Raw genomic sequence first — 15,096 nt, forward strand, 5'->3', positions numbered from 1 at the left:
GCAGGTGCAATGGAATGCATTGAATATAGCCCTGTACAACGCGATCAAGGTGCATCGCATTCACCAATGCGACAACGCCTCACGCGCTGTGCTGACCGTCCAACGAAACCATCGCTTGCGATCGACCGGCAGCCGGGCCGAGGCGCGAAACGCAGCTCCAGGAACGAGAGAGCCTCGTTGCGCGCGCAAGTGATTGACTTGTACAAGGCCGGTCCTAGAATAGCGAAAACTGTACAGTAACAGTTTCCTGTACAAGATAGAGCGAGGCCCGACCCACATGCCCAATCCATCACGCCCGGCCATTCGGGTCGGTATCAGCGCCTGCCTGCTCGGCGACCCGGTGCGCTTCAACGGCGGCCACAAGGCGTCGCGGCTGTGCAGCGAAACCCTGGCGCGTCATTTCGAGTTCGTGCCGGTCTGCCCGGAGGTGGCAATCGGCTTGGGCACGCCACGCGAACCCATCCGGCTGGTGGGCGACCCCGCCAGCCCCCGCGCCGTTGGCACGGTCCATCCCGAGCTTGATTTCAGCGAGGCGCTCACGGCCTACGGCAAGCACATCGCCGCCGAACTGGGCGACCTCAGCGGTTATATCTTCATGCACAAATCGCCGTCCTGTGGCATGGAGCGGGTCAAGGTCTACCAGGCCAATGGCCATCGCGTCGATGCCGGCGGCTCCGGTCTGTTCGCCCGTACGCTGATGCAGGCGTGGCCGGACCTGCCCATGGAAGAAGACGGCCGGCTCAACGACCCGGTGCTGCGAGAGAACTTCCTGACCCGCGTTTTCGCCCATGCCGAATGGCAGCGTCTGCTGAGCGCCGGGCTGACGCGCCGGGCGCTGGTGGGCTATCACGCTCGTTACAAATATCAGTTGATGGCGAGCGATCCTCAGCAATACAAGGCGCTTGGCCGAATGGTCGCGTCGATTGGCAACGCTTCGCTGGAAGCGTTCGCCCCCGCCTATTTCAGCCAATTGATGTCCGCTTTGAAAAAGACCGCATCGCGGGGCAACCACAGCAATGTCCTCCAACACCTGAGCGGTTACCTCAAGCGCGACATCGACCCGGAAGACAAACAGGAGTTGCAACGCCTGATCACGCAGTACCGCCAGGGGATCGTGCCGCTGGTGGTGCCGCTGACGCTGCTCAAACACCATTTCCGGCGACATCCGGATCGCTACGTGGCCAACCAGGCCTATCTGCAGCCACACCCCGAAGCACTCAGCCTGCGCAACGGCATTTGAGCATCACGACGGGAAAGGACGCCGGACAAGGACCTCTGACATGAATCAACTGCTCTGGCTGCGCAGCGATCTGCGCGTGGCCGACAACACGGCGCTGGCTGCGGCGATGGACGCCGGGCCGACGGTCGCCCTGTACCTGGTCACGCCCGCGCAGTGGCTGGCCCATGACGATGCCGCGTGCAAGGTCGATTTTCGTCTACGCAATCTCAGCGCGCTCTCGGCCCGCCTTGCCGAACTCAATGTGCCGTTGCTGATCCGCCGCGTGGAAGACTGGCAGGCGGTGCCCGGCCAGATCGCGGAACTGTGCCAGCAGCACCGGATCGGCGTGGTCCATATCAACGAGGAATACGGTGTGAACGAGCAGCGTCGCGACGAGGCGACTGCCTATGCACTCCGCTCCACCGGTGCCTCACTGCGGCGCCATTGCGACCAACTGCTCTTTGCGCCGGACAGTGTGAAAACGCTGGCGGGCGGCTGTTTCAAGGTCTTCAGCCAGTTTCGAAAGGTCTGTTATTCGCGCCTGAGCCATTCGCTGCCGCGCTGCATACCCGTGCCCGCGCCCCAACCGTGGATACCGGTTGCCCGCGATCCCGTGCCTACGACGGCAGCGCCGTTCGCGCGCCCCGACGATGCCCTGCGTGCGCACTGGCCGGCGGGCGAAGACGCCGCGCACCAACGCCTGGCATCGTTTGCCGAGCATTGCCTGGCTGACTACCAGCAGCGTCGCGACATGCCCGCCGAGCCTGGCACCAGCCGGCTCTCCGCTTACCTGGCGACCGGCGTGCTGTCACCTCGCCAGTGCCTGCACGCCGCGCTGGCACTGAATCAGGGCGAACTCGACAGCGGTAATCCAGGCGCCGTGACATGGATCAACGAGCTGCTCTGGCGCGAATTCTACAAGCACATCCTGGTGGGCTATCCCGAGGTATCGAAGGGCCAGGCCTTGCGCCGCCATACCGAAGCCCTGCCCTGGCGCCACGCCCCCGACGAGCTGGCCGCCTGGCAGCAGGGGCGCACGGGCTTCCCGCTCATCGACGCAGCCATGCGTCAGTTGCTGGCGACCGGGTGGATGCACAATCGACTGCGGATGGTGGTGGCGATGTTCCTGTGCAAGAATCTGTTGATCGACTGGCGCGAGGGCGAACGCTGGTTCATGCGCCAGCTGATCGACGGAGACCTTGCGGCGAACAATGGCGGCTGGCAATGGAGCGCCTCGACGGGGACCGACTCGGTGCCTTACTTCCGCCTGTTCAATCCGTACAGCCAGTCGGCCCGATTCGATCCAAGGGGGCAATTCCTGCGGCAATGGCTGCCGGAGCTGGCTCACCTGAACGACCACGACATCCATGACCCGAGCGCCGCCGCGCAGGGCACCGGCGCACCCGGCTACCCGCAACCCATCGTCGACCTCGCGGCGAGTCGTGAGCGCGCGTTGTCCGCCTTCAGAAACCTCGGTGAGCGTTTATGATTCAATCCGTCAACTCTCGCCGTGACGGCGGCCGTCGATACGTGACGCCGCATGCGTGTTGTCGCATGCGTCGCGCAACGCGTGAGCAAACGAATCACCCAGAGGAGCCGAGCCATGATTCCCGCCCCGCTGATCGAGGCCTTGCGCAACGCTGACCATGTCGTGGTGTTCACCGGGGCCGGCGTCTCGGCGCAAAGCGGTATTCCGACCTTCCGCGACTCGCTGACCGGCCTCTGGGCGCGCTTCGATGCCGCCTCGCTGGCGACGTCCGAGGCGTTCTGCGCGGACCCCGCCCTGGTTTGGGGCTGGTACGAATGGCGGCGCATGAAAGCGTTGCAGGCTCAACCGAACGCCGGTCACCATGCCATCGCCGAACTGGCCCGGCATGTACCCAAACTCACCCTCGTGTCACAGAACGTCGACGATCTGCACGAGCGTGCCGGCAGCGCTGATGTCATTCATCTACACGGCAGCCTCCACCGGCCGCGCTGCTTCGAATGCGCCGAACCCGCGAGCGAGCCGTTGGGCATGCCGGACGAACCGGAAGGCGGGCGCCGCCTGCCGCCGCCGAACTGCACGCATTGCGGCGGCCCGCTGCGACCGGGCGTGGTCTGGTTCGGCGAAAGCCTTCCCGTCGATGACCTGAGCGCCGCATTCGCCGCAGCGGAGCGGTGCGACGTGCTGATATCGGTTGGCACCTCCGGCCTGGTCTACCCCGCGGCGGAAATACCAGGGCTGGCCTGGCGCGCTGGCGCCACGGTCGTCCACGTGAACCCCCAGGCCAGCGCCCGGCTCGGTGATCGTCAATATGCACTGGCCGGGTCGGCTGAAGACCAACTGCCCGCGCTCGTTGGCCAGGCCTTCGGGCACCGCTAGAGCGCCTGGATCGACACCGAAGGCCGGTTACTTCAGCCCCGCTATCCCCGCCACGATCAGCGCCACCGATAGTATTTTCAGCGGCGTCAGCGCTTCGCCCAGCAGCGCCGCGCCCAGCAGAACCGTACCCAGGGTGCCGATACCGGTCCAGATGGGGTAAGCGATGCTGACCGGGAGGTCGCGCAGCGCCAGGGTCAGGAAGTAGATCCCGCCGCTCGCGGCGATCATCACTACAGCGCTGGGCAGCAGCCGGGTAAAGCCCTGCGCATACTTCATCGCCAGCGCGAACAGCACTTCGAACCCGGCCGCCAGCAGCAGGAACATCCAGCTGCTGGCCATCAGAAGTCCATCGCCAGCTGCGCCAGCCGCGTCTGAGCCGCCTGGTAGGAGGCCTCGAACGCCAGCCCGCCAAACTCATCGTTCTCTACCGCAATCACCTCCACATTGCGGATACCCAGCAACCCCAGCACATCACGCAGATAGGTGTCGGCGTGGTTCAGGTGGGCGTTCACGCCGCCAGGGCCGTAGCCTCGGTCGCCCCGCGTGGTGATGATCAACGCACGTTTGCCGAGGACCCGCGGCTTGTACTGGCTGGCCGGGTCGTCGGGTGTGAAATCGAACGTACGACCCAAGCGGACGATCTGGTCGATCCAGGCCTTCACACCGCTGGGAACGCCGAAGTTGTACATCGGGGCGGCAATGACCAGGCGATCCGTGTCCAGCAGTTCATCGACCAGCGTGTCACTGAGCGCGAGGTCCGCCCGCATCGCCGCGCTGCGCTGGTGCGGATCGTGAAAGGCGGCTGCAACCCAGCCTTCGGTTACACCTGGCAAGGCAATGCGCCCCACCTCCCGATGGGTGATGTCGAGGCCACCCTGTTCACTCGCCAGTGCCTGAAGAAAATGATCGAGCAAGCGCCGCGAATGCGAGCGATCACCCCGGGGGCTGCCTTGTACGGCTAGAATTCGTTTCATCTGTCGGCTCCATCAACCGCGCCAATGCGGCAGTGAAACCACGTTATGGTTGCTCGCGTTCTACGACAAATGAGCAATACTCTAGCTGCATGAACTGAATTCATCCGAGTCACGACCATGTTCGCCACCCTTCCACTCACCGCCCTGCGTACCTTCGAATCCGCCGCCCGGCTAGGAAGCTTCAAGGCGGCAGCGGAGGAGCTGGCGGTAACGCCCACCGCGGTCTCGCACCAGATCAAGTTGCTGGAAAGCTGGCTGGGTGTGCCGTTGTTTCTACGGGTGGCTCGCGGGGTGCGCTTGACCGACTGCGGCGAGCGGCTGTTTCGCAGCCTGCATGGGGCCTTGCTCGAGATCGTGCAGACTGTCGATCACCTGCGCCCGCGGCCGAGTGCAGGCAACCTGACCCTGTCCACTACGCCGGCTTTCGCTGCACTCTGGCTGATCCCGCGACTCGGCCGCTTTTACCAGGAACATCCCGGTATCAAGATACGCGTCGAGACCAGCACCGAACTGCTCGATCTGCACCAGGACGCCAGCATCGATCTGGTGATCCGCTATGGCTATGGCCAGCACCCTACCCTGCACAGCCAGTGCCTGCTCGACGAGTGCTTCGGCGTTTATGGGTCGCCCGGCCTGCTGGCCTCGCTCGACACGACGCGCTTGACCCTGATTACCGTCCGCTGGCGCAATTCGCAGCTCTACGATCGCAGCTGGAAAGCCTGGTGCGAGGCCGCTGGCGCGCCATGGCTGGAAGGTACCGAGCAGCGCGAATACGACGATGAGCACCATGCCCTGCAGGCGGCCATCGCCGGACAAGGCCTGGTGCTGGCGAGCAATGTGCTGGTTTCGCAGAGCCTGGCGATCGGCCTGCTACAACCCTATCGCGCCGACGTCACTGTGCCCGGCGCCTCCTACACCGCGCTCTGCGTGCCGGGCCGCGAGCGCCATCGGCCGGTAAAGGCATTCTTCGACTGGTTGAATCGCGAGTCATGCGGTCCATGAGCGTTCAGGTCAGCGGCGTAACCACCGCTGTCTGATACGCCGGGCGCTGCTGCAGCCGCTCATACCAGTCGCGCAGGTGCGGCAGGTCGGGCCGCTCGATCGGCATTTCGAACCATGCGTAGGCGAAACAGCCAAGCGGAATATCGCCCATGCCGAACGATTCGCCGGACAGGTAGGGCTGCTCAGCGAGGGCTCGATCGGCGATGCCAAGCAGCTTGCCGCATTCGGCCAGCGATGCCTGCACCGCCGCCATGTCGCGCGCCTGCGCGGCGGTGCGCACAATGTTCCAGAACAGCGGCCGGAAGGGACCCGCCAGCGATGAGGTGACCCAGTCCATCCACTTGTCCGCTTCGGCGCGCTGGCGCGCATCGGCGTTCCACAGGACACCATCACCGTATTGTGCTGCCAGGTAGCGGACAATCGCATTGGACTCCCACAGCACCAGGTCGCCATCTTGCAGGCAGGGCACCAGGCGATTGGGATTCATCGCGACGTAATCGGCTTCGTCGACGACACCGAAGGCGCCACCGGCATCGATGCGTGTATAGCGAACACCCAGTTCTTCCAGACACCACAGCGCTTTTTTTACGTTGGTCGAGTTGATCCGGCCCCAGAGCTTCACCATCCGTTTACCCTCGTATGCACGACGCATCGCGCCAAAGCGTGCACCCTAGCGGGAAACCGGCCCCAACGGCTAGCGGTGCGGGCCCACCAGGCCGCTCACCGGGACGGCGGCTTGCCCCGGCCTGCCAGCAAGCGGGTGGCGCCTTGGGTTTTCTGCGTGAACCAGAACACGCGGCTCACGCCACGGGTGATCGCCACATAGGCCAGGCGCAGGCTTTCATCCGCCATGGCCTGGTCATAACTGTTGCGGAAGAATCCCGAATACGCATACAGCGCGCTGCGCAGCGGGTGTTTTTCCGGTGGCTGGCAATCGTCGACGATGATCGCGACCTCCGCCTGCAAACCCTTGGCACGATGGATGGTGTACGCCTTGACCGGAAGCTTTTTGTCCAGCTGCGCCTGGATCGCGCGCAGCGGCTCGTTCCGTCGGCTCAGTACCAGCACCGCGTTACGATCGGCGCCCGTACGGGTCGAGACGTACTCGCATTGCGCCTGGATATGACGAAGCAGCTCCGGCATGCGTGCCTTTGGATCGAATCGCGTCACCAGCTTCACGCCATGGTCGCCGGGCTGGAGCGCCTTGGCGGCCTTGCTGGCCTTGTGCTGCTTGAACGCCACGCCGTCCAGCACCGCCTCACCGTCACGCATGATGGGCTCGACGGAGCGATAATTGGTTTCCAGGGTGAGCACCGTGCTTTTCTTCAACGCGCCCCTGCCGGGAAAATATTTGTCGAAGTCCATGAACAGCTCCGGTGAACTGCCACGCCAGCCGTAGATCGACTGCCAATCGTCGCCGATTGCCATCAGGCTGACCGTCTGGCCCTGGCTGGCCAACGCGCGATGCAGCGCCTGCAACCACTGCACGATCTGCGGCGAAATATCCTGGAACTCATCGATCAGCAGGTGGCCGAATGGCGCCAGGGCGCTCTCGGCTACCTTCGAGTCGCGCGCGGCCAGGCGTTGGGTAAGCTGCTGGAACGCACCGTTGAACGTCATCAGTCCCTGGGCGTCCAGCTCGGCCTGGAATTGCTTGCTGAACATCATCAAGGCTTCGATGAAGCAACGCTCTCGCGCCGAGCCGTTGATCCGGCTGACCTGTATCTGGTCGATCCGGATCCCGATGCTCTCGATGAAGCCGGCCTGGATATGAAAGGCCTCGAACAAGGGCACTGCGGAAAACTCACCGGCCAATCTGAACGCATCCAGCGGCGCCTTGACCGTGCGCTTACCCGCCTCGCACGGAGTCGGCGGCGGCAGGCCGAGCAGCTTGTGTACCCATACTCGAAACGTCTCGTGCTCGGCATAGCAGGCCTGATAGGCGTGCTTGAGCAGCCGCTGTTGGGCCGGACGCAGGCGCGCGCTGGCCAGCGGATTATCCGGCTCGGCAGGCGACGCGCCCTTCTCGTCCAATTGTTCGAACCAGACCGGCTGTCCGAGCAGCTCCTTGGCCAGAACGCCCATGGCCGAATGAAACGTGCGCACGCACTGCCGGGCGTCCGCTGGATCGAAATCGAAGTTCCAGAAGCCCAGCAGGCTGATCAATTGCTCACGCAACTGCGCGCACGATGCGTTGGTAAAAGAGATCACCGTCAGCCGCTCCGGTGCAATGCCCATGTGGCACAGCATGAACACGACCCGCAGGACCAACGTTGTCGATTTGCCGGAGCCCGCGCCGGCGAAGACCCGTGTCACCGGACTGTCGCTCAGGATCATCGCCCACTGCTCGTCAGACGGCGCACAGATCACACCCGCCTCCACGGCGCGGCCGACACGCAGCCGCATGGCCTGCACCTGGCCTTGTTCCAGGGTCATTTTTGCCGGGCCGTAGATGCCCTCACTGGCGGGTTTGCGTGGCGCGGAGCGGGGGTTGGCAGGTGATGCGGCGGCGTGTTTCTTCTTGACGCGACCGCTCCTCGCGGCTGGCTTCCCGGTGTGCTTGACCGGTGATTGGCGGCCCGGCCTGGCAACAGCGCTGGGCCAGCGACGCAGCAGCAGCTCGTCTTCGGATTGCAGGTAAGCCGAGGTACGGGGAAAACAACGCGCCAACACCTTAGAGACCAGCAGCGTGTAGCGCTTGACGGCAGACAACATGAAATCGACCAGAACATGAACAGATGGCCGATATGGTAAGGGGTTTTGGCCCCTGGCGCGCCTGCCACGGGCTACGCCACCCGAGGTTTTCGAACGGCGCGAGCCTGGCGCGGCGCGATGGAGCGCGAGGCCAGTACAGATCTACGAACGTACGCTCGTCAGATGCTCGGCACCCCGCCCCCCTTTCGGCCACTAAAAGGAACAGCCGCCGCATCGACGGTCCAGCGCAATACGCCACAGGTCCCTATGTACAGAATCGGTTTCGCCTGCATGTATCGCCACCCCGGCCACAGCGAGTCGCTCAAGGAACTGGAAGCCATCGAGCGGTCCTTCAACCCGCGATCGACCACGTTGCGCTGGCTGAACAGCGTGCCGCAAGAGGCCGCACGGGAAAAACTGCACGGCATCATCGAGCACAACCTGGCGGCTCAGTTGCGGCTGCTCGACTATGTCGCGACGCTGCCGGACGCGTTGCGCATGCTCCGGCTGAGCAGCGACCTGTTGCCCTTCTACAGCCACCCCGAGGCGGCCGAATTCTACCGACTGAACGATGTACGCCGGGTTGTCGAGGCGGGCTTCGCCCGCATTGGCGAGCGAGCCCGCGCCGCGGCGATTCGCCTTTCGCTGCATCCAGGACAATATTGCGTGCTCGCCTCGGACAAGCCGCAGGTGGTCGAAAACAGCCTTGCGGAATTCGAATATCACGCCGACATGATCCGCATGATGGGGTTCGGTCGCCGCTTCCAGGATTTCAAATGCAATGTGCACATCGCCGGTCGGCTGGGCGTCGACGGTATCCGCGCGGTCTGGCCGCGCCTGTCCCAGGAAGCGCGTCACTGCATCACCTTCGAGAACGAAGAAAAAACCTACGGCGTCGACCATTGCCTGGAACTGGCGGACCTGGCGCCGGTGGTATTGGATATCCATCATTGCTGGGTCAATGAGGAGCGCTACATCGATCCGCATGACGCGCGCGTGGAACGGGTTATCGAAAGCTGGCGCGGCGTGCGGCCGACCATGCACTATTCGCAGCCGCCGGAAAGCCTGATCGCACTGGGTTTCACGCCGGAGCGGAAACTGGACATGCCGGCCTTGCTTCAGCACGTCAGCAAGCGCGACCTGTACAGCCACAGCAAACGCATGTGGAACCAATGGACCAACCGTTATGCGCGGGAATTCCTCGATCGCTTCGACATCATGTTCGAGGCCAAGGATAAAAACCTCGCGGCACTGGATTACTACCACGCCTACCTGGCCGATGACGCCGCCCCCGCGCATGGCGCATGAGCCGCAGCGCTCGCAACGAGCGGCCCAGGCAAACGCGTAAGGCGCAGCCTGTCATCGGCGACTGAAAAGGCAGGCTGGCGTGTCCGGCAGGTCGTTGGCAGGTCGCCGCTGGCAGGCGCGGCGGTGTCCTGCGGTGGGTTTGAACGTCCTGCGCCCGCCCCGTGTCGGCTGGCGCAGGACGATGGCACTCAGGAGTTTCTCAGCCGAATGTCCTGCTCCTTCCTCTTGGCCAGGAGATCAGCGGCCACCAACACCAGTAACGGCAGCACGCCGACTTTCAATGCGAGGTCCCAGGATCCGAGGAAACCGATCAATACCGCGCCTACGACGACGATGACGGCAATGCAATGCGCACAGAAGCGCCACAATTCGAGTGCAACGACCTGAGCATTCTGGTTGTTGATCATACTGAGCCCCTCTTTGTTGTTGTAGTAAGCCTTGTATAGGTTTCAGCGTAGCTATCCAGAGGACATGCGCAAACACAATTTTGTTTCATAAATGTGTCTAGGACGCCGGTTCCAGCGTTTTTTTTCAGCCCTTCCAATGAAGCGAAACGGCGCCTGAGGCGACAGGTTTCGCATGTCGCTTCCCCTCCCGGAACGACACGCGCGACGGAACCCGCCGCATCGGCCCGCTCACCCTCAGGCCAGGATATTGTCCAGGGCCCGCCGCAGAATCTCGACTGTGCGGTCCGGATTTTTCAGTTTTTCCAACCCGAACAGCCCGATGCGGAAGGTCTGGAAGTCGCTCGGCTCGTCGCACTGCAACGGTACCCCTGCAGCGATTTGCAGCCCTTGCTCGGCAAACTTGCTGCCATTCTTGATGGCCCCGTCGGTGGTGTAACACACCACCACGCCCGGCGCCTCGAACCCGTGAGCCGCAACGCTGCTGAAGCCCTTTTCGGCCAGCAGTGCACGCACCTGCCGCCCCAACTCCAACTGCTGCGTACGAAGAACCTCGAAGCCATAGTCCCGCGTTTCCAGCATGACATCCCGAAAGCGCGCCAGGGCGTCACATGGCATTGTCGCGTGATAGGCGTGCCCGCCCTGTTCGTAGGCCTGCATGATCTGCAGCCATTTCTTCAAGTCGCAGGCAAAGCTGCTGCTCTGGGTCGCTTCCACTCGGGCCTGCGCTGCGTCGCTGAGCATCACCAACGCGCAGCAAGGCGAAGCGCTCCAGCCTTTCTGCGGCGCGCTGATCAGCACATCGACCCCGGTTGCCTGCATGTCGACCCAGAGGGCGCCAGAGGCGATGCAGTCGAGCACGAACAGGCCGCCCACCGCATGCACGGCGTCGCCGACCGACCGCAGGTAGTCATCAGGCAGGACCATTCCCGAGGAGGTCTCCACGTGAGGCGCGAACACCAGATCGGGCTTTTGCGCGGCAATGGCCGCGACGACCTCATCGATAGGAGGCGGTACGAACCCTGCCATGGGCGCCTGGTCCTGCGGCTGTGCCTTGAGCACGGTCGAGTGCGCCGGAATTGCCCCCATGTCGAATATCTGTGTCCAGCGGTAACTGAACCAGCCGTTACGGATCACCAGGCATTGACGACCATGCGCAAGCTGGCGCGCCACCGCTTCCATGCCGAAGGTGCCACTGCCCGGCACGACCGCCACCGCCTGCGCGTTGTAGACGGATTTGAGCGTGGCGGAAATGTCGTTCATCACGGTCTGGAACGACCGCGACATGTGGTTCAGCGAGCGGTCGGTGTAGACGACCGAGTATTCGATCAGCCCGTCGGGATCGACGCGAGGATAAAGGTCCGACATGGAGGCTCTCCGCAGTAAAAGACCTGGCCTCGACCCTGCCCGAAGCCCGCTCGCTTTACAAGCATTCACCAGGGTCCGGTGCTGGAAAAGCAGCGGGTGCATCGGCGTCACGCGCTGCTGCGCCGTTTGGGTGGGAGGCGCGCCCCCGCGGCGAACGGCGGTGACGCGTGCTCCAAAAGCTTCGCCCCGGGGCGGGCCTCCTACAAAAGCGGCGGGTGCATCGCCGCCATGCGCTGAAGCGCCGTACATGTGGGAGGCGCGCCCCCGCGGCGAACGGCGGTGACGCGCGCCCCCAAAAGCTTCGCCCCGGGGCGGGCCTCCTACAAAAGCAGCGGGTGCATCCCGTCATGCGCTGCGGCGCCGTACCTGTGGGAGGCGCGCCCTCGCGGCGAACGGCGGTGACGGTGCCCCCAAAAGCTTCGCCCCGGGGCGGGCCTCCTACAAAAGCAGCGGGTGCATCGCCAACCTGCGGTGCGCGTCGTACCTGTGGGAGGCGCGCCCCGCGGCGAATGGCGGTGACGCATGCCTCCGAAAAGCTTCGCCCCGGGGCGGGCCTCCTACAAAAGCGGCGGGTGCATCGGCGTCACGCGCTGCGGCGCCGTACGTGTGGGAGGCGCGCCCTCGCGGCGAATGGCGGTGACGCGTGCCTCCGAAAGCTTCGCCCCGGGCGGGCCTCCTACGAAAAGCAGCGGGTGCATCGCCGTCACGCGCTGAGGAGCAGCACGTGTGGGAGGCGCGCCCCTCGGCGAACGGCGGTGACGCGTGCCTCCGAAAAGCTTCGCCCCGGGGGCGGGCCTCCTACAAAAGCGGCGGGTGCATCCCGTCATGCGCTGCGGCGCCGTACATGTGGGAGGCGCGCCCCCGCGGCGAACGGCGTTGAGCGTGCCTCCGAAAAGCTTCGCCCCGGGGCGGGCCTCCTACAAAAGCGGCGGGTGCATCGGCGTCATGCGCTGCGCGTCGTACCTGTGGGAGGCGCGCCCCCGCGGCGAATGGCGGTGACGTGTGCCCCCAAAAGCTTCGCCCCGGGGCGGGCCTCCTACGAAAAGCAGCGGGTGCATCCCGTCATGCGCTGCGGCGCCGTACGTGTGGGAGGCGCGCCCTCGCGGCGAACGGCGGTGACGCGTGCTCTAAAAGCTTCGCCCCGGGGCGGGCCTCCTACAAAAGCGGCGGTTGCATCCCGTCATGCGCTGCGGCGCCGTACGTGTGGGAGGCGCGCCCTCGCGGCGAACGGCGGTGACGCGTGCTCTAAAAGCTTCGCCCCGGGGCGGGCCTCCTACAAAAGCGGCGGTTGCATGGCCAACCCGCGGTGCGCGTCGTATCTGTGGGAGGCGCGCCCCCGCGGCGAACAGCGGTGAGCGTGCCCCCAAAAGCTTCGCCCCGGGGCGGGCCTCCTACAAAAGCGATGAGGCATCGGCGTCACGCGCTGCCGACAAGCGCGGCGGAAAAGTTCAACCGGAGTGCTGCCGTCTGTCGGCTTCTTCGGGGTCAGCTTCGCGTCGCGCACAGCCAACCATTCAAAAAACTGACGCCATAATTTTATCCATATGAAGCCCTGTGCGGCCTCCAGCAACAGCGTCGGTGGCAAGGCAATCTCAAAACGATGGCCATCAGGCTAAACGACGTATTATTGGCGGCGGTATTTGGTCGACTTCGATTTGATCTATCAATAAAACAAATTATAAAGACGCCAGCGAAACGGGAATCGCCTTGCCCCTGCCCGTTTCGCCTGAAGTCGTTTTTTCCGTGCGTGGACTGCCCGCGTCGAACGACGCCGCTTATCGATAACTTCCGCCGCCTCTTCGGAACGCTTCGCTGGTCGCGTTTCGGATGTTCACAGCCATGGTGAGCCAATGCCAATCACAGCTTTTTTTCCGAGTGCCCGCAAAGGCCTCCTGTTCGCAATCACCTTGACCGCACTGCTGGGTTTTTCGCCGAGCGGCAGCGCCGTCCAGGCCGCTTCCGCTGGTGACATCGCCACGTCGGGAATCTCCTATTCGGCGCTGATCAACAAGTTCACCAACACGTACTGGCTGAACGGCTCCTGGCGCGCCTCGGCGGGCGTTTCAGTCGCCGCTAGCGCGCAGAATATTGCAGCGTTCCGAGTCGGCACCTCGGTGCGGACCGCCGATGGCCAGATTCGGACCGTGACATCGGTCAAGCCCGCCAGCGGAGCGTTGACCGTCTTCATGAACGGGCCGGTGTTGGACGGCGCCGTGATCGGCTATCCCAACCGCCTCAGCGTCAGCAATGTCGCCAGCACCATGCCGACCGCACCCGACGAACCCGATGAGGTCCCGGCCCCCACGCCCCACTACGCCGCGCTGATCAACAAGTTCACCAACGCCTACTGGCTGAATGGGTCCTGGCGCGCCTCGGCGGGTGTTTCGGTCGCCGCCACCGAGCAGAACGCGGCGGCTTTCGTGGTTGGCGCAACGGTTCGCACCGCCGATGGCCAGGTGCGCACGATCACCTCGGTCAAGCCCGCCAGCGGTGCGCTGAGCGTGTTCATGGACGGTCCCGTTCTCGATGGCAACCTGGTCGGCTATCCCAACAAGCTGAGCCTGGTCAATGCCGCGACGACCTTGCCAGACACCCCTTCGGCGCCGATAACAGAGCTGACGCCGCCTGCGACCGAGCCGGTGCAACTGGTTGGCGTTGCGCTGTCGGGCGCCGCGTTCGGGCCTTCGGTGCTGCCGGGTAAGCACGGCACCAACTACATCTATCCGGCCGAGTCGTATTACAAGAAGTACGCCGAACAAGGCCTGAAGCTGGTTCGCCTTCCTTTCCTGTGGGAGCGCATACAACCGCAGCTCGATACCGAACTCGACGCCGCACAGCTGGCACTGCTGACCCAGTCGCTCGATCTCGCGCATAAGCACGGGGTCAAGGTCGTGCTCGACATGCATAACTACTACCGTTACTACAAGCAACCGATCGGCTCCGAGACCGTATCCGTCCAGTCGTTTGCCAACACCTGGAAGCGCATCGCACTGGCGATCGGCAACCATCCGGCGCTCAGCGGTTATGGCCTGATGAACGAGCCGAATACCAAGGGGCTTTGGCCGGCCGCCGCCCTGGCCGCCGCGCAGGAGATCCGCAAGATCGACAGGACGAACTGGATCTACGTTGCCGGCGATCGGTTTTCCAGCGCATGGCACTGGCCGCAATCGAACACGCAGCTGATCGCCGATCCCTGGATGCGTGACCCTGACAACAAGCTGATCTTCGAGGCCCATATGTACCTCGACCGCGATACCTCGGGCCTGTACATCGACAAGACCGAAACCTTTGCGCCCGACCTTGGGATCAATCGCGCCAAGCCTTTTGTGGATTGGCTGCGAGCGAACAACCTGCGCGGCTTCATCGGTGAGATGGGCGTTCCGAACTATGCCCCCGACGCAATCGTCGCGATGGACAACCTGCTCGGCTATCTACGTGAGAACTGTGTGCCGCTCACCTACTGGGCTGCCGGCCCATGGTGGGGCAACTACATTCTCGCGCTGGACGTTTCCGGCGGCGCCGAGCAACCTCAACTGCCGGTGCTGATCAAGCACGCCAATACGCCGAACAACTGCTCGGCAATTGGCGAGCCGATGTAACCGTCGTAACGCTTCACCCAAGCCTGGCCACCTTGCGCCAGGCTTTTTTTTGCTCGATTTTCTTCCATGTGCTGCGCTGCTCCGGTCTCGGCTGGCACCGACGAACGGAACCAATCATGGGTCAGCGAGACGAATCTGTGTGCCTGTCTTCAAGGTAATTGGA

At 63.9% G+C, this 15,096-nt stretch carries 12 protein-coding genes; 6 read left to right on the forward strand and 6 right to left on the reverse strand.

The window, feature by feature from the left end; genetic code table 11:
* Positions 1–277: 277 nt before the first annotated feature.
* The 3 genes from GQA94_RS15030 to GQA94_RS15040 all read left to right on the forward strand — a co-directional run bounded on the left by GQA94_RS15030 (position 278) and on the right by GQA94_RS15040 (position 3,584).
* Positions 278–1,240, forward strand: a complete 963-nt coding sequence (locus tag GQA94_RS15030) for a YbgA family protein (protein WP_158188777.1) — start codon at positions 278–280, stop codon at positions 1,238–1,240.
* 40 nt (positions 1,241–1,280) lie between these two features.
* Positions 1,281–2,708 carry a deoxyribodipyrimidine photo-lyase gene (phrB, locus tag GQA94_RS15035; protein WP_158188778.1) on the forward strand — a complete coding sequence of 476 codons (1,428 nt, stop codon included), beginning with the start codon at positions 1,281–1,283 and terminating at the stop codon, positions 2,706–2,708.
* A 114-nt stretch (positions 2,709–2,822) separates the two neighbouring features.
* Positions 2,823–3,584 (forward strand): SIR2 family NAD-dependent protein deacylase, encoded by a 762-nt coding sequence (locus tag GQA94_RS15040; RefSeq protein ID WP_158188779.1) that lies wholly within the window; start codon positions 2,823–2,825, stop codon positions 3,582–3,584.
* Positions 3,585–3,611: 27 nt separating this feature from the next.
* Here GQA94_RS15040 and GQA94_RS15045 read toward each other — a convergent pair whose 3' ends face one another.
* Positions 3,612–3,923, reverse strand: coding sequence for a DMT family transporter (locus tag GQA94_RS15045; protein WP_158188780.1), 312 nt, complete (start codon positions 3,921–3,923; stop codon positions 3,612–3,614).
* A complete protein-coding gene (locus GQA94_RS15050) occupies positions 3,923–4,558 on the reverse strand; it encodes an FMN-dependent NADH-azoreductase (RefSeq protein ID WP_158188781.1) in 636 nt (211 codons plus the stop codon). The genes GQA94_RS15045 and GQA94_RS15050 overlap by 1 nt, the downstream gene beginning before the upstream one ends.
* Before the next feature lie 117 nt (positions 4,559–4,675).
* Between GQA94_RS15050 and GQA94_RS15055 the strand changes: the two genes are divergently transcribed.
* On the forward strand, positions 4,676–5,560 hold the full coding sequence (locus GQA94_RS15055) for a LysR substrate-binding domain-containing protein (RefSeq protein WP_158188782.1): 885 nt from the start codon (positions 4,676–4,678) through the stop codon (positions 5,558–5,560).
* Positions 5,561–5,564: 4 nt separating this feature from the next.
* Here GQA94_RS15055 and GQA94_RS15060 read toward each other — a convergent pair whose 3' ends face one another.
* Both GQA94_RS15060 and GQA94_RS15065 read right to left on the reverse strand, forming a co-directional pair.
* Positions 5,565–6,185, reverse strand: coding sequence for a glutathione S-transferase (locus tag GQA94_RS15060; RefSeq protein WP_158190123.1), 621 nt, complete (start codon positions 6,183–6,185; stop codon positions 5,565–5,567).
* Positions 6,186–6,280: 95 nt separating this feature from the next.
* Positions 6,281–8,275 (reverse strand): DEAD/DEAH box helicase, encoded by a 1,995-nt coding sequence (locus GQA94_RS15065; protein WP_158188783.1) that lies wholly within the window; start codon positions 8,273–8,275, stop codon positions 6,281–6,283.
* A 246-nt stretch (positions 8,276–8,521) separates the two neighbouring features.
* Here GQA94_RS15065 and GQA94_RS15070 point away from each other — a divergent pair, with 246 nt between their 5' ends.
* The gene (locus GQA94_RS15070; RefSeq protein WP_158188784.1) at positions 8,522–9,562 is read left to right on the forward strand and encodes a UV damage endonuclease UvsE; all 1,041 of its coding nucleotides are present in this window, start codon (positions 8,522–8,524) and stop codon (positions 9,560–9,562) included.
* A 188-nt stretch (positions 9,563–9,750) separates the two neighbouring features.
* Here GQA94_RS15070 and GQA94_RS15075 read toward each other — a convergent pair whose 3' ends face one another.
* Positions 9,751–9,969: a hypothetical protein gene (locus GQA94_RS15075; RefSeq protein WP_199270050.1), complete on the reverse strand. Its 219-nt coding sequence runs from the start codon at positions 9,967–9,969 to the stop codon at positions 9,751–9,753.
* A 234-nt stretch (positions 9,970–10,203) separates the two neighbouring features.
* Positions 10,204–11,334 (reverse strand): aminotransferase class V-fold PLP-dependent enzyme, encoded by a 1,131-nt coding sequence (locus GQA94_RS15080; protein ID WP_158188785.1) that lies wholly within the window; start codon positions 11,332–11,334, stop codon positions 10,204–10,206.
* A gap of 1,850 nt (positions 11,335–13,184) precedes the next feature.
* Here GQA94_RS15080 and GQA94_RS15085 point away from each other — a divergent pair.
* Positions 13,185–14,933 (forward strand): glycoside hydrolase family 5 protein, encoded by a 1,749-nt coding sequence (locus GQA94_RS15085; RefSeq protein WP_233270169.1) that lies wholly within the window; start codon positions 13,185–13,187, stop codon positions 14,931–14,933.
* The last annotated feature ends 163 nt before the right edge of the window (positions 14,934–15,096 follow it).

This window comes from Stutzerimonas stutzeri, from assembly GCF_009789555.1.
GTDB classification, from domain to species: Bacteria; Pseudomonadota; Gammaproteobacteria; order Pseudomonadales; family Pseudomonadaceae; genus Stutzerimonas; species Stutzerimonas stutzeri_R.